20 protein-coding genes are annotated in these 24,930 nt (G+C 60.1%); 6 read left to right on the top strand and 14 right to left on the bottom strand.

What is annotated here, in order from left to right; all coding sequences use genetic code 11:
* Positions 1–186 precede the first annotated feature (186 nt).
* From ACOYNV_RS17015 to ACOYNV_RS17055, 9 genes are all read right to left on the bottom strand, one after another.
* The gene (locus tag ACOYNV_RS17015) at positions 187–1,215 is read right to left on the bottom strand and encodes a hypothetical protein (protein WP_422900989.1); all 1,029 of its coding nucleotides are present in this window, start codon (positions 1,213–1,215) and stop codon (positions 187–189) included.
* A 138-nt stretch (positions 1,216–1,353) separates the two neighbouring features.
* A complete protein-coding gene (locus ACOYNV_RS17020; protein WP_422900990.1) occupies positions 1,354–1,878 on the bottom strand; it encodes a hypothetical protein in 525 nt (174 codons plus the stop codon).
* 91 nt (positions 1,879–1,969) lie between these two features.
* Positions 1,970–3,694 (bottom strand): FAD-dependent oxidoreductase, encoded by a 1,725-nt coding sequence (locus ACOYNV_RS17025; RefSeq protein ID WP_422900991.1) that lies wholly within the window; start codon positions 3,692–3,694, stop codon positions 1,970–1,972.
* 31 nt (positions 3,695–3,725) lie between these two features.
* A complete protein-coding gene (locus ACOYNV_RS17030; RefSeq protein WP_422900992.1) occupies positions 3,726–3,938 on the bottom strand; it encodes a hypothetical protein in 213 nt (70 codons plus the stop codon).
* A gap of 181 nt (positions 3,939–4,119) precedes the next feature.
* Entirely contained in the window at positions 4,120–4,902 is a 783-nt protein-coding gene (gene fabI, locus ACOYNV_RS17035) for an enoyl-ACP reductase FabI (protein WP_422900993.1), read from the bottom strand.
* 23 nt (positions 4,903–4,925) lie between these two features.
* Positions 4,926–6,107: an acetate/propionate family kinase gene (locus ACOYNV_RS17040; protein ID WP_422900994.1), complete on the bottom strand. Its 1,182-nt coding sequence runs from the start codon at positions 6,105–6,107 to the stop codon at positions 4,926–4,928.
* Positions 6,107–7,048 carry a phosphate acetyltransferase gene (locus tag ACOYNV_RS17045; RefSeq protein ID WP_422900995.1) on the bottom strand — a complete coding sequence of 314 codons (942 nt, stop codon included), beginning with the start codon at positions 7,046–7,048 and terminating at the stop codon, positions 6,107–6,109. Before ACOYNV_RS17045 ends, ACOYNV_RS17040 begins: the two co-directional genes overlap by 1 nt.
* Before the next feature lie 24 nt (positions 7,049–7,072).
* Positions 7,073–9,328 carry a DUF3141 domain-containing protein gene (locus tag ACOYNV_RS17050; RefSeq protein ID WP_422900996.1) on the bottom strand — a complete coding sequence of 752 codons (2,256 nt, stop codon included), beginning with the start codon at positions 9,326–9,328 and terminating at the stop codon, positions 7,073–7,075.
* A 444-nt stretch (positions 9,329–9,772) separates the two neighbouring features.
* Positions 9,773–10,225 carry an EipA family protein gene (locus tag ACOYNV_RS17055; protein ID WP_422900997.1) on the bottom strand — a complete coding sequence of 151 codons (453 nt, stop codon included), beginning with the start codon at positions 10,223–10,225 and terminating at the stop codon, positions 9,773–9,775.
* A gap of 361 nt (positions 10,226–10,586) precedes the next feature.
* Between ACOYNV_RS17055 and ACOYNV_RS17060 the strand changes: the two genes are divergently transcribed.
* The gene (locus ACOYNV_RS17060) at positions 10,587–12,062 is read left to right on the top strand and encodes an FMN-binding glutamate synthase family protein (RefSeq protein ID WP_422900998.1); all 1,476 of its coding nucleotides are present in this window, start codon (positions 10,587–10,589) and stop codon (positions 12,060–12,062) included.
* Positions 12,063–12,344: 282 nt separating this feature from the next.
* On the opposite strand, the gene ACOYNV_RS17065 is transcribed toward ACOYNV_RS17060, so the two are convergent.
* Genes ACOYNV_RS17065 through yegQ form a run of 3 tightly spaced genes read right to left on the bottom strand, consistent with a single transcriptional unit; the run spans position 12,345 to position 15,707 of the window.
* On the bottom strand, positions 12,345–13,250 hold the full coding sequence (locus tag ACOYNV_RS17065) for a ketopantoate reductase family protein (RefSeq protein ID WP_422900999.1): 906 nt from the start codon (positions 13,248–13,250) through the stop codon (positions 12,345–12,347).
* A 49-nt stretch (positions 13,251–13,299) separates the two neighbouring features.
* Complete coding sequence (locus tag ACOYNV_RS17070; protein WP_422901000.1) at positions 13,300–14,394, bottom strand: hypothetical protein; 1,095 nt, start codon at positions 14,392–14,394, stop codon at positions 13,300–13,302.
* Positions 14,394–15,707, bottom strand: coding sequence for a tRNA 5-hydroxyuridine modification protein YegQ (yegQ, locus tag ACOYNV_RS17075; protein WP_422901001.1), 1,314 nt, complete (start codon positions 15,705–15,707; stop codon positions 14,394–14,396). Before yegQ ends, ACOYNV_RS17070 begins: the two co-directional genes overlap by 1 nt.
* Before the next feature lie 74 nt (positions 15,708–15,781).
* On the opposite strand from yegQ, the gene rng reads away from it, so the two are divergent.
* Together rng and ACOYNV_RS17085 are read left to right on the top strand one after the other, a co-directional pair.
* Complete coding sequence (gene rng, locus ACOYNV_RS17080) at positions 15,782–17,236, top strand: ribonuclease G (RefSeq protein ID WP_422901002.1); 1,455 nt, start codon at positions 15,782–15,784, stop codon at positions 17,234–17,236.
* A gap of 250 nt (positions 17,237–17,486) precedes the next feature.
* Complete coding sequence (locus tag ACOYNV_RS17085; protein ID WP_422901003.1) at positions 17,487–19,109, top strand: methyl-accepting chemotaxis protein; 1,623 nt, start codon at positions 17,487–17,489, stop codon at positions 19,107–19,109.
* A gap of 374 nt (positions 19,110–19,483) precedes the next feature.
* Here the strand turns inward: ACOYNV_RS17085 and ACOYNV_RS17090 are convergent, their stop codons facing one another.
* Positions 19,484–20,935, bottom strand: a complete 1,452-nt coding sequence (locus ACOYNV_RS17090; RefSeq protein WP_422901004.1) for an NAD-dependent succinate-semialdehyde dehydrogenase — start codon at positions 20,933–20,935, stop codon at positions 19,484–19,486.
* Positions 20,936–21,101: 166 nt separating this feature from the next.
* Between ACOYNV_RS17090 and ACOYNV_RS17095 the strand changes: the two genes are divergently transcribed.
* Entirely contained in the window at positions 21,102–21,578 is a 477-nt protein-coding gene (locus ACOYNV_RS17095) for a C40 family peptidase (RefSeq protein WP_422901005.1), read from the top strand.
* 149 nt (positions 21,579–21,727) lie between these two features.
* On the top strand, positions 21,728–24,196 hold the full coding sequence (locus ACOYNV_RS17100) for a PAS domain S-box protein (RefSeq protein ID WP_422901006.1): 2,469 nt from the start codon (positions 21,728–21,730) through the stop codon (positions 24,194–24,196).
* A gap of 60 nt (positions 24,197–24,256) precedes the next feature.
* Here ACOYNV_RS17100 and ACOYNV_RS17105 read toward each other — a convergent pair whose 3' ends face one another.
* On the bottom strand, positions 24,257–24,460 hold the full coding sequence (locus ACOYNV_RS17105) for a hypothetical protein (protein WP_422901007.1): 204 nt from the start codon (positions 24,458–24,460) through the stop codon (positions 24,257–24,259).
* A 3-nt stretch (positions 24,461–24,463) separates the two neighbouring features.
* Here ACOYNV_RS17105 and ACOYNV_RS17110 point away from each other — a divergent pair, with 3 nt between their 5' ends.
* Positions 24,464–24,907 carry a radical SAM protein gene (locus ACOYNV_RS17110; protein ID WP_422901008.1) on the top strand — a complete coding sequence of 148 codons (444 nt, stop codon included), beginning with the start codon at positions 24,464–24,466 and terminating at the stop codon, positions 24,905–24,907.
* The last annotated feature ends 23 nt before the right edge of the window (positions 24,908–24,930 follow it).

Here is a 24,930-nt window from a genome sequence, read left to right on the forward strand (position 1 = left end):
CCGTGCTGTTTGCGCGCCTTCACGGGCGCACTCATTCCGGCGAAGGCCGGAATCTGACCGAAGGAAATGCAGAGCCAGTTCGTTCATCCGATATCCATGAAAACAATTAGATAGACGAGCTGGACCCCGGCCTTCGCCGGGGTGACGAGCGAGGAAATCAGGCTGAAATGAATTTTTCACAAGCTATCAAAGATAGCGTGCCGCGTCGGCAAAATTGATCTTTTGCGGAGGCGGAATTTCCGCACGCGCAACGCGCCCCAGAACGAAGGCTCTACGCACTGGCGGGATGCCATTCAATTCGATCACGGAAAAATCGACGTCCAGGGGTCGATCGATGCTGGATTCATCAAGTACCACGTTCATCGTACTGAGCCGTAATCGTGTCGGTTCAAAATGCAGATAACGTTGCGGGTTGTCGAGTACCGACTTCAGGCAGTCGAGTTCCGTTTCCAGTACAGACTCATTGCCGCCTATCGCTTCCAGTTGCCGCTCGTTCTCCAGCAGTTCCGCCTCCAGTCGGGCCTGCTCGCTGTGCGCCGCCGGAGCCTCGCCGAACATCGATCCCAGTCCCGGTCCGTGTTGCTGAAGCAACTTCAGACGCGCCCGGATCAACGAACGATTTCCCTGCAGTTCCTGCCTTTCGACACGCTCCTCGCCGATCTCCGTCAAGGCCTGGGAAACCAGATATTCAAAAACCTCGACGCCCACGACGCGGCGTAAGTGCTGCTCATCCCGACTGCAGATGCGTGCCCGGTGATCCGAGAAGTTGACGCTCGTCTGGGCCACATCGCGCTGCACCATGTCCCCATGCAGTGCGATCCCGAATACCCGCTGTTTGTTGTACGCCATTCCGAGAACCACATAAGCCTCGTCGAGTTCCGGGAACTTCGCGAACAGGGTGCGCAGATTGTCCGAACTGCCGAGCACGGCCGGAATATCCGTCGGCGCGACAAAAAAAGCCCGCAAAGCCGGATCGGACGACCAGTTTTTCGACGAAAGTGAATGAACGACAGGCAGCGCAGAGGACTGAGCGCGCAGAAATTCGATAGTGGTTTCGACAGCGGGTGTCAGGAGCTTGTGGTAGTTCGGAAGCAATTTGAGCCGAGGGTTGACCAACGTAATCGCTTTCTCGACTGCCCATTGAATTAATTCCCCGGATACCCGATCTGGGTCGTATTGACCCGGACGGTTCTTGAACCAGTCGAGAATACCCATCTCATTTTCCTCCGATAAATATCGCTAGCCAGATCGTATCACTTCAACTTCTACTACATATCCTTCACGATGACTATCGAAACGCACTCTACGGGGTCGCCAAGGGGAAAGGCGATGGCAATCTGGCACCATTCGGCGCTACGGCCCAATTTTTCCCCGAAAAAAGAGTGCCCATATCTTGTCCTCACCCAACACCCGGGCAAGTTCCTTGACGGCGAAGAAAGGGATCAAGGCGACGAAAATAACCAGCGATCCGGCGAGCAATTCGTGGGGGCCTTTGTCAAGAAACTCGACGAAACCGGCGGCGAGGCTCTTACCTGCCCAAAGGATTTTGATCGCTTGCTCGACGAGGGTAAAAACGCCGACAAAGAAAGTGAACACGACAGTCTTGTAAAGGGTGGAATAAATCAGGGGTTTTTGCTCAAGGCCGCGACCAAGACGGAACATATCGCCGAGCATGATGACTTTGCCAAGAATCAACGCCTCGATCAGAGCCACCCCGAAATTTGTGTAGTCGATGTCATGGGCAGCTAGAAGCAGTCTCCGGTACTGCGTGAAAGCGGCGAATACGAGGGCCAGATAAATGACGTTTATCCCGTACTCGGCCATCCCGTGAAAGAACTTCTCCTTCCAGCTTCCCATTTGCCGGTCAGCGCCAGCCATGACCCATTTCCCCCGACCGACGAATTCTTGCCCCGCCGTCGATGATCTCTGGCAGGTTCGAACCCGTCGCCACAACGCCCCTTCCATTCATTCAATTCACCAGCAGGCGAGCGTGAAACCGCGACAGCATGCCGCCAGCGATCGTCCTCGCCGTGAACCCGTTTTGCAGGAGGGCGCGTGTGGCGTAATAAGCGCGCTGGCCGGAGCGGCAAATGACGAGGATCTCACGATCGCGCGGGAGTTCACCGAGACGCGCCCGGAGTTGGCCGATCGGGATGTTGAGCGCACCGGGCACGTTTTCTACAGCGAGTTCCACCGGTTCGCGCACGTCGAGCAGCAATCCGTCCCCGATTGCATCCCAATGACTCAACGGCATGTCGCCACAGAGGATATCCGCGGCCACCATCCCCGCAAAGTTGACCGGGTCCTTCGCGCTGCCGAACTGCGGCGCGTAGCACAGCTCGGCTTCTTCGAGGTCGTAAATCGTGGCGCCCATCTGCAGCGCCATGGCCAGCGCGCTGATCCGCTTGTCTACGCCATCCTCGCCAACCGCCTGTGCGCCGAGGAAACGTCCGTCGGATTTGCGGAAAAGAACCTTCATGGCGATCGGCCGGGCACCCGGGTAATAGCCGGCGTGCGAATTCGGGTAGAGGTAGATCTTTTCATAATCGCTGTCGCCGATCCGCTTGAGCGTCTTTTCGCTGGCACCGACCCAGGCGGCCGCGGCACCAAAGAGCCCGATGATCGAGGTGCCCTGGGTACCGCGGAAACGGGACTGGCGCCCGGCGATCACATCGGCGGCGATGCGCCCCTGCCGGTTGGCTGGCCCGGCGAGTGCAATGAGACTCCACTGGCCGGTCACGAAATCCCTGACTTCAACGGCATCGCCGACGGCGAAGATGTCAGGGTTGCTGGTGCGCATCTGTTCGTCGACGCGGATGCCGCCGCGTTCGCCGATCTCAAGGCCGGCCGTCTTGGCCAGCGCGGTATCCGGGCGTACGCCGAGCGCAATGATCACGATGTCGGCCGGATGCGTCTTCCCGGATTTGGTCAACACTTCAAGCGAGCCGTTCGCGGCCTGGGCGAATCCCGACACCCCGTCATTGAGCGCCAGACGGATACCGTGCCGCTCCACGTAGCCTTCGACGATGCGCGCCATTTCCTGATCGAGCGGCGCCAGAACCTGATCGAGCATCTCGACCAGGGTGACGTCAAAGCCGCGATGCACCAGGTTCTCCGCTGTTTCGAGGCCGATGAATCCGCCGCCGATAACCACCGCACGTGTCTTCGGCCTGACCGTCTGGAAGCCCGAGTATTTGTCCATTCCACTCAGGAACAGCGAGCCGCGTTCGATCCACTCGCGGATCGCTCGTGCGTCGGGCACGGTGCGCACCTGGAAGATTCCCGGGAGGTCGATTCCGGGTAGCGGCGGACGCACCGAGAGCGCGCCGGGCGAGAGCACCAGTTTGTCGTAGGGCTCGGTCGTCACTTCACCGGTTGCGACATCGCGCAGTTCGACCGTCTTGGTGTCCGGCGAGATCTTGATCGCCTCGCAGCCCGTTCTCACGTCAACCGCGAACTGTGAGCGGAAGGTGTTGGCATCCGCCACCAGGAGACTCGATTCCTTCTGGATCACGCCGCCGACATGGTAAGGCAGCCCGCAATTGGCGTAGGAAACATACGGCCCACGTTCGACCATGAGGATTTCCGCATTCTCATCCAGCCGGCGCAAGCGTGCTGCGCACGATGCACCACCCGCTACGCCGCCAACGATCACGACCTTCATTTTTTCTGCCTTGTCTTTGCGTTCCATCATTGCCACCTCAGCATCAATTAATCCTGGAACTTCACCCTTGCCATGAACCTAAAAACCTCAGTTCAAACCACGGCGACACGGCGAGCAGCGCGAAGCCTCCCTGAAGAGGGACAGCGAAAAGCCACAGTTTTTCAGGATTTAACCGCTCACCCAAAGGGTGAAGCATGAAAACAGTGTAAGTCATTGTTTTTTCGCCGTGTTCGCCGTGTTCGCTGTGGTCAACTGCCTTTTCTAGGATGAACACCTGAGATTTTCAGGCCAACCTTCACCAGGTGGGCGCGCAAGGAAGGCTGGAGACCGCATGAATAGGCAATCTACAAGCAGCATGCCGTGGAAGCCGCATGAATATTGGCTTCCACGGCATGCTGCCACATGAAGGCCGTCCTGCTTGCTTGCCAGGCCGACGATGAACCCACTGAATTTCTTCAAGCCATGATATTCACGCCGCCATCCACGTATATCGTGCTGCCGGTCAACCGGCGTGCGTAAGGCGTGGCGAGGAAGGCGCAGGTGAAACCGACGTCCATGATGTCCACCAATTCCCCGAGCGGTGCGCGCTGCCCCGCCTCGTTGAGCAGCAGGTCGAAGTCTTTCAGCCCCGAGGCGGCCCGGGTTTTTAGCGGTCCCGGCGAGATCGGGTGCACGCGGATGCCATGCCGCCCAAGTTCGTAGGCGAGGTAGCGGCAGGAGGCCTCCAGCGCTGCCTTCACCGGGCCCATCACGTTGTAGTTCGGAGCCACCTCTGTGGCACCGTGATAGGTCATGGCGAACATCGTGCCGCCATCGACCATCAGGGGTGCCGCCAGCTTGGCCATGCGGATGAAGGAGTGGCAGGAGATATCCATCGCCATGGCGAAGCCTGCCGCCGAACAGTTGAGCAAACCGCCTTGCAAGTCTTCCTTGGGCGCGAAGGCGATGGAGTGCACCAGGATATCGAGCCGCCCCCATTGTTTTGCAATCTCCTCGAACAGCGTTTCGAGCTGGCCCGGCTGGCTGACATCGAGCGGCATGAAGATAGGCGCCGCCAACTCTTTGGCCAGCGGTTCGACATACTGTTTCGACTTTTCGTTGAGGTAGGTGATGGCCAGATCGGCATCCAGTTCGCGAAACGCCTTGGCGCAACCGTAGGCGATCGAATGCTCGTTGGCGATGCCGACGACCAGCGCCTTCTTGCCCCTGAGCAGGGGACGGGGTGGTTCGATGTTCATGCGGTGGTTCTCCAGATTGGATGCTATTGATTGAGAATGCTGCGGGTATGGCGGGCGATCATCAGCTCTTCATTGGTCGGGATCACCCAGACCGGAATCCGGCTGTTTTCGGTGCTGATGCGCGGACCATCAGTAGCGTTGGCGACCGCATTAAGTTCCACCCCGAGCCAGGCGGCGGCCCGGCAAACCCGTTCCCGGATCGGTGCAGCGTGCTCGCCGATGCCGCCCGTGAACACCAGCGCATCGAGTCCGCCCAGGGCGCCGGCGAGCGAGCCCAGTTCCCGGCCAATGCGGTAAACAAACAACTCCACGGCGAATTTCGCCTTCGGGTCGCTGGAGTCCAGCAGGGTGCGCATGTCGCTGGAGATGCCCGAAACACCGAGCAGCCCGGACTGCTGGTGAAGCAATTTCTCGATGGCGCGGGTATCCATCTTCAACTCGTCCATCAGATAGAGGACGACGCCCGGGTCGAGGCTGCCGCAACGGGTGCCCATCGGCAGCCCGTCCACGGCAGTGAACCCCATGGTGCTGGCCACGCTATAACCACTCTGGATGGCGCACATGCTGGCACCATTGCCCAGATGCAGAATAACCGTTCGCCCGCTTGCGGCGCGGGAGTCGAACTTCGGCAGTGCGGACGCAATGTACTCGTAGGACAGGCCGTGGAAACCATAGCGCCGCACGCCGCGCTCGGTAATCTCGGCCGGCAGGGCAAAGGCCTGCGCTACCGCCGGCTGCGCGCGATGGAAGGCGGTGTCGAAGCAGGCCACCTGCGGCAATTCCGGACGGTTGGCCAGCAACAGGCAGATCGGCTTCAGGTTGTGCGGCTGGTGCAGCGGCGCCAGTGGAATCATCTTTTCCAGATCGGTGACGATGTTGGCGGTCAGGCGCACCGGCGCGGCGTAGTCGAGGCCGCCATGCACCACGCGATGGCCGACGGCGGCCAGCCGATGTTCGCCGAGTTGCTCGCGCAGGTAACCGGCCAGGTGAGAAATGGCTCCATCATGACCGAGCGCCTGGCCTTCGCCCCACTGCTTTTCGCCGATAACGGTTCCGGCCGCATCCTTGGCCTTGAACTTGGGCGCGGTGTACAGCCCTTCGAGTTGGCCGCCGAGGAATAGGTCAAGCGACTCGCCCCGTTCCAGGAACACCGAGAACTTGATGCTCGACGAACCGGCATTGATTACCAGGATCGCGTCGCTCATCACGCCACCGCCTTGCCGGCATTTTCGCGCCGGGACTGGGCGACCAGCGCCGCCACCGCGCAGGAGGCCAGGCGCGTCATTACCGAGTCGGCACGGCTGGTGAGAATGATCGGCACGCGGGCGCCGAGCACGATGCCGGCGGCGTCGGCGTCGGCCATGAAGGTCAGGCTCTTGGCCAGCATGTTGCCGGCTTCGAGGTCGGGCGCAATCAGGATGTCGGCCATTCCGGCCACCGGCGAGTCGATCTTCTTGATCTGTGCCGCAGTGAGGTCGATGGCGTTGTCGAGCGCTAGCGGGCCGTCGAGAATACCCCCGGTAATCTGCTTGCGGTCGGCCATCTTGCACAGGGCGGCGGCTTCCACCGTCGACGGCACGTCGGGATTGACCGTTTCCATGGCCGACAGGATGGCCACCTTCGGGTTCGGGAAGCCGAGGGCGGTAGACAGGTCGATGGCATTCTGGATGATGTGCATCTTGTCGATCAGCGTCGGGAAGATGTTGATCGCCGCATCGGTGACGATGATCACCCGATCCAGCTTCGGCACGTCCATGATGAAGGCGTGGCTGATGCGCCGCCCGGTGCGCAGGCCAGTGGCGCTGCGCACCACCGCGCCCATCAGTTCGTCGGTATGCAGGCTGCCCTTCATCAACATCTCGGCCTTGCCCTCGCGCGCCAGTTGCACCGCCATGTCGGCGGCGGCGTGGCTGTGCTCGACATCGACCAGTTGGTAGCCGGAAATGTCGATCTTGAACTGGGCGGCGACGGCTTCGATCTTGTCGCGCGGGCCGACCAGGATCGGCTGCAGAATCCCCATTTCAGCGGCTTCCACCGCGCCTCTGAGCGAGCTTTCATCGCACGGGTGGGCAACGGCGGTGGGCACCGGGGTCAGGGCTTTGCAGCGGGCGATCAGGCGTTCGTATTTTTCGTGCTTACGTTCCATTATTTTTCCTTTTGTTGATGCGGATCAACCCGCCATGCGGGAATCCTGTTCGGACTGCCCAACTGCCCCGAACAATTTCTCAATCTGCGCCAGCCGTTCCGCCCGTTCACCACTCGGCGTACCGATGGCGTTCACCGTGCGGCGTATGGCATCGAGCATTTGCATGCGAGCAGCCCGATCGTCCGGCAACATTTTCGGGATGGCAGCCAGCGCCCCGTCGCGGTCGAGCAGCAGGCTGAAGAATTGCTCGCGCAGGATCTGCTTGAACTCATCGAGCGTGATGCTGCCGTGTTCGGCGCGAATAACACGCAGTTCGTTGAAGGCGCGCTCATCCACCCCCGGCCCGGCCATGCCGATATAGACCAGGCTGCGGATTCCCGCTTCGCGCAGGCCGCCCTCGGCGATACGCGCCTTGAGTTCGGCAATGCGCTGCTGGATGAAAGCGATACGTTCGGGTTCGACCCCCGGACGCTGGCGGGGTGTCTCGTCGCCCGCCCGAAGTCCGACCAGCGCTTGCAGCAGCGGCGAGCTGTAGATGGACAGGAATATTTTTTCCATGCTGCTGTCGCGCAGATCACGATAGCTGTCGAGGGCGGTGATGATCCCGTCCGAGATCATGCCTTGCCACTGGAGCAACGGGTTGTCGACCGAAACCGGCTGGCGCTGCTGGCGGATCTGTTCGGCAAGTTGGGCGACTTGCTGCATCAGCGGGTTGCGCTCGGAAAAGAGCACGAATGGCAATTCGGAGGTGTTGAGCTTATGCAACCATTCGGACGTCTGTTCGTTGATGGTGGCCTGGACGAAGGGCTGGAACAGGGTGCGATAGAGGCCGAGATTGATTTCCGAAACCCGCTGTGCAGCGGCGAAGCGGCGTTCGTTCTCGGGGTCGGGCTGGACGATGGCGCGCACGTCGTCCAGGGTGCGCGGCTCGAAGCGCACGTTCCAGTCACCGGTGACCAGTTCCGCGCCGGCCATGCCGGCCGTCTTGGGAGTCATCACCGCCTCGTAGAGACCGGGCGGCAGGACGTCGATCAGGTCGATGTTGGTGGCGAATTCCTGATGCTCCTTGCGCGCGATGCCACCCCCGACAAAGATGCCGAGATGGCCGATGCTGTCGTGGATGGCGTAAACAATGGTCTGGCCGCCGGCGCGGATGTCGTCGTCCTTGGCGTAGAGATCGACGATCCAGCCCAGCGCCTGTTGCGGCGGGGTGATGTTGTCGCCCTTGGAGCAGAAGCAGAGGATCGGCGAGCGGATGTTGCGCAGGTCGATGCGGACGCCGTCGCTGGTGACGATTTCGGCGGTGGCGAGCCGGTTGCCGACGAACAGTTGATCGACGATCCACTGCATCTCTTCGGCGTTAAGATTGACGTGGCCACCCCACCATTTCTCGAATTCGAGGAAGCGCGGCCCTTCGCTGTCAACCTTCGACCAGAGGTCGTAATTCTTGGCCCACAGGGTATTGGCGGGATTCTGATTCTCGAAATTCTCGACCAGGTAGCCGCCGTTGAATTTGCCGTTGCCGAGGTCGCTGGTCAGCGCCGTGATCCAGCTACCGCCAGCCAGGCCACCGGTGTAGCGCATCGGGTTCTGGCCTTCGACGCCGGCCCAGTAGGACAGCGGCGAGCCGGGGATGATGATCGGGCCGAACAGTTCCGGCCGGGTGGCGGCAAGCATCATCACCGCCCAGCCGGCCTGGCAGTTGCCGATGACGCAGGGTTTGCCCTCGGCATCGGGATGCAGGGCGATGACCTTTTCCAGGAACACGGCTTCGGCACGCATGATGTCTTCGATGGTCTGGCCCGGCATCGGGTCAGGGGTGAAGCCGACGAAGTAACATGGATGGCCAGCCCTCATGGCGACGCCGAGTTCGCTGTCGGCCTTGAAGCCGCCGATCCCGGGGCCGTGTCCGGCACGCGGATCGACGACCACGAACGGGCGTTGCTGCGGATTGATCGTCACCCCTGCCGGCGGTTTGACGCGCACCAGCAGGTAATTGACCGGTCGTTCGAAGGTGCGGCCGTCGAGCACCAGCTCGGCGTCGAAGCTGAGGACGTGGGGAACGGCTTTCGCTTTCTGTGCGTAATATTGGTCGCTGCGCAGGCGCAGTACGTCCCAGAACAGGACGGTGCGCTGCAGGGCGTCGGTCATGTATTCGCCGAGCGGGCCCCAGGCTTGCAAGGGGTTGCTCAGGCTCCCGGTCGCCGGCGAAGTTTTCAGCGCGTTCGGCGGCGAATTGGCGGGAAGGTCACTTGTGCTCTTGCTCAATGGCTTGGTCATCTCGATTTCCTCCAGTTACGGTTATCTGGTTCGGCACTGGCAGTCAGTCAACTTGGAGCTGGCGTATAAGAAACCCCGTCATTCCGGGCTTGACCCGGAATCCAGTGGAGCACTTCTGGATTCCGGGTCAAGCCCGGAATGACGGTTATCCATCATTTCCACAGTGACTGACTACTGGTTTCGGGCATTAAAGGGATCTCCGTTTCAGCAGTTTTGTTGCCGCGATAACTACCAGCACCCATCTTCAAATCTAGATTAGTCGCGATTCGGCGTACTGTGACCTCGGGATATTACGGGGTGTATTACTGGGAAAGTACGAGGTTCCACGGTAGCAAACCCGCAAGCCTGGTCTGGCTGCAACAATCAAGCTATGTTGATGAAAACCCGATGCCCGGCAGACGCGACATTGCGCAAAAGCCGTGCAAATTCGGGCAGCGTCGGGAATCACTTCTTCAGTGTGATCGTCACGCCTTCGGCCGCGAGCTTCAGGCTCAGTCCCTTGGCCGTCGTCTCGATCTTGATCTGCACTTCCTTGTCGTTTTTCATGGTCACCCGGGTTCCGCCGCCAACCAGGGTGCCCCCCGCCGCACCGGAAAGGTAGGTTCCCTCGATGTCCTCGATCTGCTTCAGGTTGTAGACCTTGCCAATCGCCTTGACCGAAGTGCCGCCGATCTCGCCAGCCGATAGTCCACTGATCTTGAACTTGTAGGTCTTGCCCTTGAACTTGACTTCGCCGCTCCCCCACGTAAAGCCGATGCCGATGGCCGCAGAGCCACCGGAAAACTCGATCGTCGCATCGGGCTTGGCGTACTTCTGGGTTTCTGCTGCGCCGACACCGCTAGCGGTGGTGAGGCACAAGGTGGCAATTGCGATGATTCCGGCAAGCTTTCTGAACATGATGGTTTCCTCCACTTTGTTGAACAAAATTCGCTATTTCATAGCGCACTGTGCGTGATGACTTTTTCCAGAAACACTGCCTCTGCATGCATGGCAGGTGATTCGCCCAAGGGCTCATGGAAGCAAAGCCTGTCCGGGCAGATGCAGCAGCAATAGGCAATCTAGCGCTTTCCATTTACCGCAGATATACGGGTTTGCATCTATTCTGATTACCGTATTCAAGTTAAATCGGTGCCACGCCAAAATGTGGCGGCCAAAGAGCAGGCGCCCTCCCCGCTTCCCGCTGTGCATGCGATGGCTGCAAAGAGCATGACAATTTCCTACACTGAAAGACCATTCGTCTCGTTTGAAGGAGCCGCAAATGTTCAACCTGTTGCTTGCCAGCCTGGGCGTCCTGCTCGCTTTCACCTTCATTGGTGCTTTGGTCTACCTTTACGTGCAGGACGTCACGCAGGAAAAGCACGCCGTCCTGCGCAACTTCCCGCTGGTCGGCCATCTACGTTACTTCTTCGAGCGTCTCGGCGAGTATTTTCGCCAGTATTTGTTTCTCGGTGACCGTGAGGAAATGCCCTTCGACCGGGCCACGCGCAGTTGGGTCTACCGCATGGCAAAGAATGAGGGCGGCATTGTCGGATTCGGCTCGACCTACCGGATTCACGAACCCGGCGCCCTGGTTTTCGTCAATGCACCGTTCCCGGTGCTTGAGGAGGAGCAGCGACCGCCGCCAGCGCGGGTGATCGGCGAAGGATATTGCCGCACGCCTTTCGTCGGCAGGTCGCTGATCAACATCAGCGCCATGAGTTTTGGCGCGATTTCCAGACCGGCCGTCTGCGCGCTGTCGCGTGGCGCCGCGTCGGCAGGCTGCTGGCTGGATACCGGCGAGGGCGGCCTTTCTCCGTACCATCTGGAGGGTGGCTGCGACATCATCTTCCAGCTCGGGACAGCCAAATACGGGGTACGTGACGAGAACGGCCAACTCTCGGATCAACGCCTGCGCGAACTGGCCGCGCACGAGACGGTCCGGGCTTTCGAGATCAAGTTGTCACAGGGAGCCAAGCCGGGCAAGGGCGGAGTCCTGCCGGGCACCAAGGTAACGCCCGAGATCGCCGCCATTCGGGGCATTGCCGAGGGCCGTGATTCCCTCAGCCCGAACCGCCACCCGGATATCGCCAACATCGACCAGTTGCTCGACATGGTCGAGCATGTCCGTGCTGTGACCGGCAAGCCGGTTGGCGTGAAGACGGCCATTGGCGGCAAGCGCTTCATGCACGAACTCACCGCAGCCGTCTCGCGACGTGGGTTGCAGGCGGCTCCCGACTTTCTGACTATCGATGGCGGCGAGGGCGGGAGTGGCGCCGCACCGCAGGCGCTGGCCGATCACATGGCGCTGTCGATTGACGAAGCGCTGCCACTGGTCGCCGATGCGCTGATGGCCAGCGGCCTGAAAGAGCGCATCCGGTTGATCGCCTCCGGGCAACTGGTGACGCCGGCTCGCGTCGCCTGGGCGCTGGCGGCCGGTGCCGATTTCGTGAATACGGCGCGCGGCTTCATGTTTTCGCTCGGCTGCATACAAGCCATGCGCTGCCACACCAATACCTGCCCTACCGGCGTCGCCACGCACGACTTGCGGCTGCAACGGGGCCTGGTCGTTGCCGACAAGGCTGCACGGGTAGCCTCGTACTGCAAGAACATGAACCAGGAGATCGGGATGATCGCCCACTCCTGCGGTCTGCCTCATGCGCGCGAACTGCGCCGCGAGCATGTGCGCATCGTTCAGGCTTCAGGACAAAGCGTCGCGCTCGATGAGCTCTACCCCTATCCGGCAACGAATTCCTAAAGGGCCACGGGACACCTTCGCGGAAATAACGGCACTACGCACCCCAGAAGGTGCGAAGAGGTATTAACCAAAATACCTCAGTCTATCCACGAAAATCACGAAAGACACGAACAAAATCAATGGTTTGATGTGTTTTATCTATTCACCCTTTGGGTGGTGATCTTCAGTTCATTATCTTCTTGATTCTTTTCGTGCTTTTGGTGTTTTTCGTGGACGAATTGCTTTTTCTAGCGGTGTCCGGGTATTGGTGAAACGACAGATGATCTACCACTGCAGGAAACATCATTGGCCAGTTTTCTGCGAACGGCTTTCAAGCAACTTGACCACCGTGTGCAGGACGCGATTGGCGGGGGTGGAGATACCCAGCGCCTCGCCCTTGTGCAGCACATAACCGTTGATATGGTCGATCTCGCTGGGCTTGTTGCGGGCCAGGTCCTGGGCGGTTGACGAGAGCTGGTTCGGCATCGTACTTGCGATGCGCAGCACTGCTTCCCATGTATCTCCGGGAACCGTCACTCCTTCGCCTTGCGCAACGGCCAGGCACTCCTGCACCACGTCGCGCATCATGTCCTGCACGCCTTCGCTCTGTAAAAGGCGAGCGTAGGGCAACTGCGTGATCGCCGACAGGGCGTTGTAGGCGCAATTTAGGATCAGCTTGGCCCACAGTTCGCCGACCACGTTATCTGAGATCTGCACCGGCACCCCGGCATCGGCAAAAAGCTTTGCCATTTCGTGGCTGGCGGCCGATGGCCCGATAACCAGTTCCCCTCGGCCATGGTGCTTCACTCTACCTGGCCCGGTCATTTCGGTGGCCACATAGACAACCGCCGGGACAACCTCGCGCCGGAGCAGCGCTTGTAGCCGCTCGGCATTATCAACGCCGTTCTGCAAACTCAAAATATTCGCGTCGGGCCCAAGGTGCGGCGCCATGTCCGCCGCAGCGTTCCCGGTATCGGTCGACTTGACGCAGCAGAGCACCAGTTGCGCGCCCTGTACGCCGCTGGCATCGGCGCTAGCCTGCATCGGCACATGCTCCTGGAAGGATTTTGTATCCATGAACAGGCCATCACGACACACTGCCTCCACATGCTGTGGCCGCCCGATCAATACGACTTCATGGCCAGCGCGGGCCAACATTCCGCCGTAGTAGCAACCCACCGCGCCGGCACCCATTACAGCTATTTTCATGCTGCTTGCTCCCAATATGAGGTTGGCTCGGCTATTGTGCCGATTTTTTTCACCTGGCTTTTTCGTGTTCAAGCCGGTCCGCCATGAACGCTGCCGCTTCTTTTGCTCCGGCAGGCAGAGGAGCGGGCGGTATGGGTTGTTGCCATAAATCATCCAGCGCCACTTGCAGTTGCCCGCTGGCCAACTCGCCTTCGTCGACCTCACGGCAACGGTTGTTGATCTTCAGCCAGTCGATCAGGCAGTCCTGTTCCGGCCAGTCGTCACGGCGCAGGTAAAGCACCGGCGTGCCATTGCATGCGGCTTCGGTAAAGGCGCCATAGCCGGGCTTGGTGAGCAGGGCATCGACACTGCGCAGCAGATCGGTAAATGGCAGGCGTAGCGTTTCCAGAGCCGTCATGTTGCTTTGCTCGATGCCCCAACTCTCAGGAACCAGCCAGCGCACACCGTTGCTGCGCGGCCAGCATTCAACAGGCAGTTGCTTGTTGATGCCACCAAAGGCGACCAGGACGATTTTCTCGTCGGGCGGGCAGGCCAGTTGTTTCCGTAGCGAGGCGCGGCAATCCCTGCCCAGCGCAGCGACCGGCGCAATGTCGCGCACCCGCGGCAGGTCGGTCATCGGCATGGCCGGCGTCAGGCGCAGGAAGCATTCGGCGCTGCTGTAGGCGGCCAGCATCTGGTCGTGAATTGGCGTGGCCCACGCTTCGTCGCCAAAGAAATAGGCGAACAGTTCAGCCCAGTTGAGCGAGCACATCGACAGCGAGGGAATGCCGGCCAGCGCCGCTCCGGCCAGCGGCAGGTAAGCCACGTCGGTCAGCACCAGATCGGGGTGCAGGCGGCTGAGCAGCCTGGCTTCGTCGGCGACCCGTTGCGGCCAGTTGGCGTGCTGGGCGCGATAGGCGGCAGCCGTCGCGGCGTGGTCGATGCGTACTGCATCGAGCATGACGAAGCCGAAGTCGCTGCGTTGCGCGATGTGGTCAAATTCGCCATGCAGGCGCGCAAGCAGTATTTCCGGTGGCAGGCCGCTACGCACGGTCAGGCGCAAAGCGGGTTGCAAAAGCTGCAGTTCGTTGAGGATCGGCGCCACCTGCGCCAGATGGCCGAAACCGTGCGCGGAGATGTCTACAAGTAGATGAGGCCGCGCCATCAAACGAAGCGCGCCAGCATGGCACCCGCCAATTCCGCGGGGAGCGGAATCCAGACGCGGTGGCCGCTGCCCGGCGCCACATCGATCGGCACACCCTTGGCGTTTTCCATGCGCGTCAACGCAACTTCGAAATTACCGCCGGGGTGGATGACCTCGATGCGGTCACCGACTGAAAAACGATTCTTCACGTCGATTTCGGCCAGCCCACGCGCCGCATCCCAGGCCAGCACATCGCCGACGTAGAGGCTGCGTCCGGATTCGGAATGGCCGCGCAGGTAGTTCTGCATTTCGTGTTCGTGGTGGCGCTGGTAGAAACCATCGGTGTAGCCGCGATTGGCCAGGCCTTCGAGTTCACCGAGCAGGCGCGGATCGAAGGGACGGCCGGCCACGGCGTCGTCGATGGCGCGGCGATAAACCTGCGCCGTGCGCGCCACGTAGTAGGGCGACTTGGTGCGCCCCTCGATTTTCAGCGAATCGATGCCGATCTCGATCAGGCGCTGCACGTGCTCGATAGCGCGCAGGTCCCTGGAATTCAGGATGTAGGTGCCGTGCTCATCTTCCTCGATCGGCATCAACTGGCCCGGGCGCTCCTTTTCTTCGAGCAGCCAGACCTTGGCTTCCGGTCCCGGCGCCCCTGAGCGACCGGCATGCACATCGCCAGCGGCGTCTGCCTCGCCGGCTTTCACCTTGTAATCCCAGCGGCAGGAGTTGGTGCAGGTGCCCTGATTCGAGTCGCGATGATTGAAGTAGCCTGAAAGCAGGCAGCGACCGGAATAGGCGATGCACAGGGCGCCATGCACGAAAACTTCAAGCTCGATGTCCGGGCATTCCTGGCGGATTTCGGCGACTTCGTCGAGCGACAGTTCGCGCGACAGGATGATGCGTGAGATACCCAGCTTCTTCCAGAAGCGCACGGCGGCGAAGTTGACGGTATTGGCCTGCACCGACAGATGTACCGGCATTTCCGGCCAGCTTTCGCGAACCATGTCGATCAGGCCGGGGTCGGCCATGATCAGCGCGTCGGGCTGGAGCGCCACCACCGGCGCCATGTCGGCAAGATAGGTGCGCACCTTGGGGTTGTGCGGCAGCACGTTGCTGACCACGTAAAACCGCTTGCCGGCCGCGTGCGCTTCGCCGATCGCGCCACCGAGCATTTCCAGATCGCCAAAGTCGTTGTTGCGTACGCGCAAGCTGTAGCGCGGCTGGCCGGCATACACCGCATCGGCGCCGAAGGCCAGCGCGGTGCGCATCATGGCCAGCGATCCGGCGGGAGCGAGTAGTTCCGGAGTGCGAAATTGAGGAATGACGGGCATGGATGCTTTGTCAGGGGACAGGGTAGAATGCGGCGAATCCGCAATTTTACCTGCATTCTCCAGATCGCCTTCCCATGCCCGAAGATATCCTGATCAACTTTACGCCGCAGGAAACCCGCGTCGCCGTCATGTATCAAGGGGCCGCGCAGGAACTGCACATCGAGCGCAGTTCAAGTCGCGGCCTGGTCGGCAATGTCTATGTCGGGCGTATTGTCCGGGTGCTGCCCGGCATGCAGTCGGCGTTCATCGATGTCGGCCTCGACCGCACGGCTTTCCTGCATGTTGCCGACATCTGGGAATCGCGCCAGCAAGGCGAACCGACCCGGCCGATCGAACGTATGCTGTTCGAAGGGCAGAGCATTGTCGTGCAGGTACTCAAGGATCCGCTCGGCACCAAGGGCGCGCGCCTGTCGACGCAGATCTCGGTGGCTGGCCGCATGCTGGTTTATCTGCCGCAGGAAAAGCATATCGGGATTTCACAGCGCATCGAAAGGGAGTCCGATCGCGAGGCGCTGCGCGAGAAAATCACCCGTCTGGTGCCGGCTGACGAAGCGGGCGGGTTCATCGTCCGCACGATGGCCGAAAATGCCTCCGAAGCCGAACTGGCGAACGATATCGCTTATCTGCGCAAGCTATGGCGTGACCTCCAGATCATGGCGAAAACCGCCGCACCACCGGCACTGCTCTATCAGGAACTGTCGCTGTCACAACGGGTGCTGCGCGACTTTGTCAATCCGGAAACCGCCAGCATCGTCATCGACTCGCGGGAGAACTTCCAGAAGCTGACGGCCTTTGCCGCCGAATACACGCCGATGGTCGCGCCGCTACTCAACCATTACATCGGCCAGCGTCCGCTGTTTGACCTGCACGGCGTAGAAGACGAAATACAGAAGGCACTGGCGCGCCGCGTCGAATTGAAATCCGGCGGCTACCTGATCATCGACCAGACCGAGGCGATGACCACCATCGACGTCAATACCGGCGGTTTTGTCGGCGTACGCAATTTCGACGACACCATTTTCAAGACCAATCTCGAAGCGGCGCAAACCATCGCCCGCCAGTTGCGCCTGCGCAACCTCGGCGGCATCATCATCATTGACTTCATCGACATGGAAAACGAGGAGCACAAGTCCTCCGTGCTCGGCGAATTCAACAAGGCGCTGGCGCGTGACCATACGCGCCTGACGGTTAACGGTTTTACTGCGCTTGGCCTCGTCGAGATGACCCGCAAGCGCACGCGCGAATCGCTGGCCCACGTGCTGTGTGAAGAATGCCCGACCTGCCAGGGCCGGGGCGAGGTAAAAACAGCGCGCACCGTGTGCTATGAAATCTTGCGCGAACTTTTGCGTGAAGCTCGCCAGTTCGAAGCCCGTGAGTTTCGTGTGCTCGGCAGCGTATCCGTCATCGACATTTTTCTCGATGAAGAGTCACATGGACTGGCCATGCTCTCGGACTTCATCGGCAAACCGATCTCGGTGCAGGCTGAACCCAGTTACGTGCAGGAACAGTACGATATTGTTCTGATGTAACCGCGCTTCCGCGCCCCAGGCTGAACTGGCGGTTTGGCAACAGACGGAGAATACAAGCACGTCTCCGTAGTCCCCGCTGAATTCGGCACAAATTAACTACTCTCTCCGACTAAAAATTTTGATAGCATATGACTTTCGTCAGTCTTGAGCGAACGTCGCGCAAGCTATGCTCAACGCTCTTCTCCCGCGCTGCATGAATGGGACTCGTCTTGGCTAATTACCAAGCATTAACCAGCATGAAGGAACATCCATGAAAACCAATTTGCCGGTTAGCCAAAACGAAGTCCCTTTCCCGAAGGGGCACTACATTGTTTCGCGCACCGACCTCAAGGGTGTCACCACCTACGTCAACGACACCTTCGTCAGGATCAGCGGCTTCACGCGTGAGGAACTGATCGGCAAGAGCCATAACGTAGTTCGTCACCCGGACATGCTGCCCGATGCCTTCCAGTGGCTCTGGAATACCGTCAAGGATGGTCGCCCGTGGCGTGGCATCGTCAAGAACCGCTGCAAGAACGGCGATTTCTACTGGGTGGATGCGCTGGTCGTGCCGGTCCTCAAGAGCGGTGCGATCATCGGTTACATGTCAGTACGGACCGAGCCAAGACGGCAGCAGATCACCGAGGCCGAGGCCTTCTACCGGCAGTTGAAAGAGGGCAAGGCGTCCATTCCGCAGACGGGCTTCTGGAAACGAATTTCGCTGAAAGCCAAGCTCAATGGTCTGGTTTTTGTACTGATTGGCGTGCAAGTGCTTGGCTGGATTGTGCATGAGTTCGGTTCCTCGATCGGCTTTTCACCGGCTACGGCCACCTTGATCATTCAGGCCTTCGGGCCAGCCGGCATCGTCGCCAGCATTGGCTTGCTGATGGCGCAAGGTCAGGTGCTGAGTACCATTGGTCAAATTGTTGCCCGTCTCAAGAACATCGCCCAGTGCGATCTGGCCGACGAGATCCCATTGGGTGGCGAGGATGAACTGGGCAAACTCAACGACGCGCTGATCGCCATGCAGACGCATCTCAAGGCGATGATGGCCGAAATTGCCGAGTCTGCCGACCTGATGGGCGACAGTGCCGAGGCGCTGAGCGTCGAGATGGAAAATACGCGCCAGGTGACGGCGACACAATCCGATGCCGTTAGCTGCATCGCCGCGGCTGTCGAACAACTGGTGGCCTCGGTCAATGAAATTGCCGACAGCGCGCAACAGGCGACGCAGGCCGTGGAAGCATCGCACGGACTGCTCGACCAGGCCTCTTTGAGCTTGGGTGAAAGCCAGGCAGCGACGGCCAATGTCGTGACCACTGTCGAAAGCGCTGGCAAGACGATGACGGAGCTCTCCCGCTCGATCCTGGCGATTGATCGCGTCAGTCAGGTCATTCGCGGCATTGCCGAACAGACCAATCTGCTGGCGCTCAACGCCGCCATCGAAGCGGCACGCGCTGGCGAGGCCGGCCGGGGGTTTGCCGTCGTGGCCGATGAAGTCAGAAAACTGGCCGAGCAGGCCAGCAAGCAAACGGCGGAAATTACGGCGAGTGTTCAGGAAATTCAAAGTGTCACGCAACTCGCCCTGAGCACCATGGAGTCGGCGGGAACACAGGTTGCAAGTACCGATGTGGCCATGCAGGCGGCCCGTACCGGGCTCGATTCGGTGGCCCACCATGGTGAAGAAGTCGCTTCCATTTCCCGCCACATTTCCGACGGAACGCGCCAGCAGGCGGCCGCAGGGAATGAAATCGCAAGCCAGATCGAAGGCATTGTCGGTGGGATCGAGCGGACGACCTACGCGATTTCCGAGGTCACCGAAAAAACCGTCCAGATGAAGGAAGGTTCTTCACGCTTGCGGCAATTGATTGCCTACTTCCGTTTCATTCGTTGAGCCAGGAAAAGCAGTTCGTCCACGAAAAACACCAACAGCATGAAAAGAATCAATGTCTTGTATTTTTTCGTGTCTTTCGTGATTTTCGTGGATAGACTGAGGTTGTTAGCATAATTGGCATGCTTGAATTTTCGCGCTCCCTGAGCTCTTTTGCGTCTCTGCGGGCGCTTAGTCTGGCCTCCGGTCATGGATTTTCTGGCTCAGAGGCTGTGAATTAATTGGCGCAATCATCCAGGACCGTCATTCCGGCGAAAGCCGGAATCCAGTTCGTTCATCTGATATCCATGAAAACAATTAGATAGACGAGCTGGACCCCGGCCTTCGCCGGGGTGACGAGCGAGAAAATCAGGCTGAAATGAATTTTTCACAACCTCTCAGGTGATACCGAAGCACAAGTACTTGATTTCAAGGAACTCGTCGAGCCCGTGTTTTGAACCCTCGCGCCCGAGTCCGGATTGCTTGACGCCGCCAAACGGGGCAACCTCGTTCGAGATGAGGCCGGTATTGACGCCAACCATCCCGTATTCGAGCGTTTCACCAACCCGGAAGCAGCGCCCGACATCACGCGTATAAAAGTAGGCGGCGAGGCCATATTCGGTGTCGTTGGCCAGGGCAATGGCCTCGGCTTCGGTCGAAAAGCGGAACAGCGGAGCCACCGGGCCGAAGGTTTCTTCGCGCGCGAAACGCATCTCGTGCGTCACATCGGCAATTATCGTCGGCTCGAAGAAGCTGCCGCCGAGGGCATGGCGATGCCCGCCGATTAGCACCCGCGCGCCCTTGCTCAAGGCGTCGGCGATGTGTTCCTCGACCTTGGCCAGCGCAGCACTATCGATTAGCGGCCCTTGTGTGACGCCCTCCTCGCTACCGGAACCCACTTTGAGCGAGGCGACGCGCTCTATCAGCTTTTGCGCGAAAGCATCGTAGATGCCGGACTGGATAAGCAGCCGGTTGGCGCAAACGCAGGTCTGCCCGCTGTTCCGGTATTTGGCGGCGAGCGCGCCTTCGACTGCCGCATCGAGGTCGGCATCGTCGAAAACGATGAAAGGTGCGTTGCCACCGAGTTCAAGCGACATTTTCTTGATCGTCGGAGCACACTGTGCCATCAGCAGGCGACCGATTTCGGTCGAACCGGTGAAGGACAGTTTGCGTACCACCGGGCTCGCGGTCAGCGCGCCGCCGATGGCCGCCGGGTCGCCGGTCAGCACGTTGAAGACACCGGGCGGGATGCCGGCCTCTTCGGCCAGAACCGCCAGGGCCAGCGCGCTGAGCGGTGTCTGCTCGGCGGGCTTGACCAGCACGGTGCAACCGGCGGCCAACGCCGGTGCGACCTTGCGCGTAATCATGGCCAGCGGAAAATTCCACGGCGTAATCGCCGCCACCACGCCAACCGGCTGGCGGATGGTCAGCAGACGCTTGTCCCTGGTTGGACTCGGAATGGTCTCGCCGCAGGCGCGCTTGGCTTCCTCGGCAAACCATTCGATGAAGGAAGCACCGTAGCTGACTTCGCCGCGTGCCTCGGTGAGCGGCTTGCCGCATTCGGCGGTGACCAGCCTGGCCAGATCGTCGGCATTGGCGAGGATCAGCGCAAACCAGCGTTGCAGCAGAACAGCGCGCTCCTTGGCCGTCGTTTCGCGCCAGATCTTCCAGGCCGCCTCGGCAGCCTCGATGGCGCGCAGCGTTTCCGCCTTGCCCATCAGCGGCACCTCGCCCAGCACTTTGCCGGTGGCGGGGTTGCACACGGCCAGAACACGGCCATCGTCGGCGCTGGCCCACTGACCATTGATGTAGCCAAGGGAGCGGAGAAGTTGTGGGCGGGCAAGTTTCATGGTGTCTATCCTTTGCGAGTTGTTAGGCGGACAGGACGGCGGCAGCCGCCATAGCCGGTGCATCAGGGATTCCTTCGATTATCGGGTGGACGCAGGCAAATGGCAGTTTATACTTTCAAGGATGCGAATTCGAACTCTGAGAACACTGCGAACACTGCGAACCCTGATGGCCTGTTGGCTGGTTTATCTTCTGGCGGCTTGCGGCAGCGCTCCGCCAAGGCCGGAATTATTACCCGACCGGCAGACGAAGCGCGCCGAGTTCAGCGAACAAGGCAATGAGGTCACGCTGTACGCACTGGGCTTGATCGATACCGGCTACCGCTTTGGCGGGAAAAACCCGGAGGCCGGACTCGATTGCAGTGGCATGGTGTCCTACATCTACAACAAGGCCGCCGGTGTAAAGATCAGCGGCAGCGCGGCCGACATTGCCCGCAAGGGTCGCCAGATCGAGCGCAGCAGCTTGCGCCCCGGTGACCTCGTATTTTTCAATACGCGCAACGCACCCTTCTCGCATGTCGGCGTCTATATTGGCGAGGAACGCTTTGTCCACGCCCCTTCGAGCAACGGCCGGGTGCGCATCGATCAGATGAATGCCAATTACTACGAGCAACGCTTCGTAGCGGCGCGCAGTTATTTCGATTGAGCACCTTGGCGTCTTTGAGGGCGCGTAGCCTGGCCTCGGGCCATGGATTCTTGATATTTTCCCAAGTCGTGTGCTTGCAGCGCGGGGGAAACTTGCAAAAACGCAATTAGTCCTTCATGATCCATGAATAGATTTCGCAAGGTTCCAGCATGAACATGACAACGACAGAGGAAGATTCCCTGAGCCTCGATAGCGTCGAGCAAAAACTGGCGGCTGTCGCCCAGTCCGAATCCCGCTATCGACACCTCATCAACCGCATGGCCGCTGTTGTCGTTGAACTCTCTCCGACGGGCGAGATCATCTACCTGAACGAAGCCATCACACTCATTACCGGGTTCTCGGCCGCCGAACTCAACGGGTGCAAGTGGTTCGATCTGCTGCTGCCGGTTAACAAGTCGACGTCCACCGAGACCTTGCGTCAACAATTTCTCGAAAACGGCGAATTGAGCGGCTTTCGCACGGGCATCCTCACCCGCGGCGGTGGCCGCAAGATTCTTTCCTGGAATTCTGCTCATGTTCTCGATGCCGAGGACGTTGTCGAACGGCTGATTTTTTTTGGTACCGATGTGAGCGCGCAGGTACTTGTTGAACAGGCGTTACAACAGAGCCAGAAGGCGCTTGAACAATCACGCGACCGTTTTGTCGACCTCTACGAATTTGCTCCGGTGGGCTACGTGACACTCACCGGCACCGCCCTCGTGGCCGAGGCCAATCTCACCGTCGCCAGACTGCTTGGCGTCGAACGCAAGCAACTGCTCGACCACCACTTCGATCGCTTCGTCAGTGACACCGACCTTGAAGGCTGGAAGCGCCAGTTTGCGGATGTGATGGCGCGTGGCGGCCGGAAATCTTTCGAGCTGTCGCTGAAAACCGCCGACGGCGCCCTGTCTTCACGGCAGGCTCAGGTGGACTGTCTGCGCGTTGAAACCGACGCTGGCACGACGCTGCGTATGACGCTGACTGACATCAGCGGACGCAACGCCGCCGAGGAACAACTGCGCAAGCTCTCGCTGGCCGTGGAACAAAGCCCGGAAAGCATCGCCATCACCAATCTCGATGGCGTGATCGAATACGTCAACGAGACCTACGTGCGCAACGCCGGCTGCAGCCGAGAGGATCTGATTGGCCGCAACCCGCGCATCCTGCAGTCGGGCAAGACGCCGCGTGAAACCTTTGTTGACCTGTGGGATACCCTGACCCGAGGGCAGCCCTGGAAGGGCGAATTCATTAACCGGCGCAAGGACGGCAGAGAATATGTCGAGTCTGCCATCATCACGCCGCTGCGCCAGCCGGACGGGCGGATTACCCATTACGTGGCGGTCAAGGAGGACATCACCGAAAAGAAACGCATGGGCGAGGAACTCGAACGTCACCGCCATCACCTGGAGGGGCTGGTGGTCAGCCGCACCGCCGAGCTGGCCACCGCGCGTGATGCGGCCGAGGCCGCCAACCGCGCCAAGAGCGCCTTCCTGACCAGCATGAGCCATGACATCCGGACGCCGATGAACGGCATCCTGGGCATGGCGCACCAGTTGCGTCGCGGTGGCGTCACCCCCCAGCAGGCCGAGAAGCTGGACAAGATTGATGCCTCCGGTCGCCATCTGATGAGCATCATCAACGGCAATCTCGACCTGGCCAAAATCGATGCCGGCAAGTTCACGCTCGAACAGCAGGACTTCCAGCTCGCCGACATGCTCAATTCCGTCGTTGCCGTGATCGGCGACAGTATCAGCGACAAGGGCCTGGCTCTGAACATCGACCTCGCCGGCGTCCCCAAGACCCTGCACGGCGACGCCACGCGGCTCAGCCAGGTGCTGGTGAACTATCTGAGTAACGCCCTGAAATTTACCGAGCGTGGCAGCATCACGCTCAAGGGTCGATTGATCGAAGAGACTGAAAGCAGCTACTGCTTGCGCTTCGAAATCATCGACACCGGCATTGGCCTGACGACCGAACAGCAAAAGAACCTGTTCCAGGTCTTCGAGCAGGCCGACAGTTCAACATCGCTCAAATATGGCGGTAGCGGCCTCGGGCTGGTGCTGACGCAGCGAATTGCGCAACTGATGGGCGGCGAAGTCGGTGTCGACAGCACGCCCGGCCAGGGCAGCATCTTCTGGCTGGCGGCAAGCCTGGGCAAGGCGCGGGGGTGTCTCGCCGAGGGCGGCGCGGCAGCGGCGGGCGAATCTGCGAACAAGTCTGCAAACGAACCGGCAGAAACAGTCCTGCTGCGCGACCATCCTGGCGTGCGCATCCTGCTGGTTGAGGACGATGTTTCCAGCCAGGAGGTGGCGCTGACCTTGTTGCTTGATGTCGGCCTGCAGCCCGAACTGGCCGAAAATGGCGTCGATGCGCTACGCTTGGCGGCACAGGGCGACTACGCGCTGATTCTGATGGACATGCAGATGCCGGAGATGGACGGACTGGCCGCGACGCACGCCATCCGCGCTTTGCCGGGCCTGCAAGCGACGCCGATCCTGGCCATGACCGCCAATGCCTTCGACGAGGATCGCCGCGCCTGCCTGGCGGCCGGCATGAACGACTTTGTCGCCAAGCCGGTGGATTCGGATGAGTTGTATGCAAAGTTGCTGCAGTGGCTGAATCAGCGCCCTGCGCCATAGAGTGTCTTCCTGCCGCCGACATTTTCCTTCGCCAGCCGCAATGCAATTATCAAGCGCTTATTAACTTGAAAACCTCAGTTCTTCACCGCAAAGGACGCAAAGGTTCCCAAAGAAAATCATCAGCTTGGCTTTAGTCGTCCCGGTCATTTGCCACACACCAAAAAGGTGAGTGGCAAAAAGGTGCAATTCCTTGTTTTCTTTGCGATCTTCGCGCCTTTGCGCCTTTGCGGTGAGGTTTTTAGCATTTAGCGGAAAGTTGCTCACACCATGCTGCCGATTTTGCCCATCCGCTACGTCGAACCGGTGTTCCGGCCACCGAGCGAAGCCCACTCGTTGATCCTGCCGGTGACCGACGGCTGTTCGTGGAACAAGTGTACATTTTGCGAGATGTACACCGCGCCGCAAAAGAGTTTTCGTGCGCGCGATGAAACCGAGGTGCTGGAAAGCATCGCGCGGACCGGCGAGCGCCTTGGCGACGAAGCAATCGATGTGCGCCGGGTATTTCTGGCCGACGGCGACGCGCTGGTGCTGCCGACGCGTCGTCTGCTCACGGTATTGCAGGCGATCCGCGAACATCTGCCGGGTGTGCGCCGAGTGTCCACCTACTGTTTGCCGCGCAACCTGCGCAAGAAAACGGTCGGGGAATTGCGCGAACTGGCTGCTGCCGGGCTAACAATAGCCTCAGACGACCTGACCTCTAGGATATTGTGATGTCCACAAAGTCAGCGCGAACA

It is taken from the genome of Propionivibrio sp., from assembly GCF_049316945.1.
Classification (GTDB): Bacteria; Pseudomonadota; Gammaproteobacteria; order Burkholderiales; family Rhodocyclaceae; genus Propionivibrio.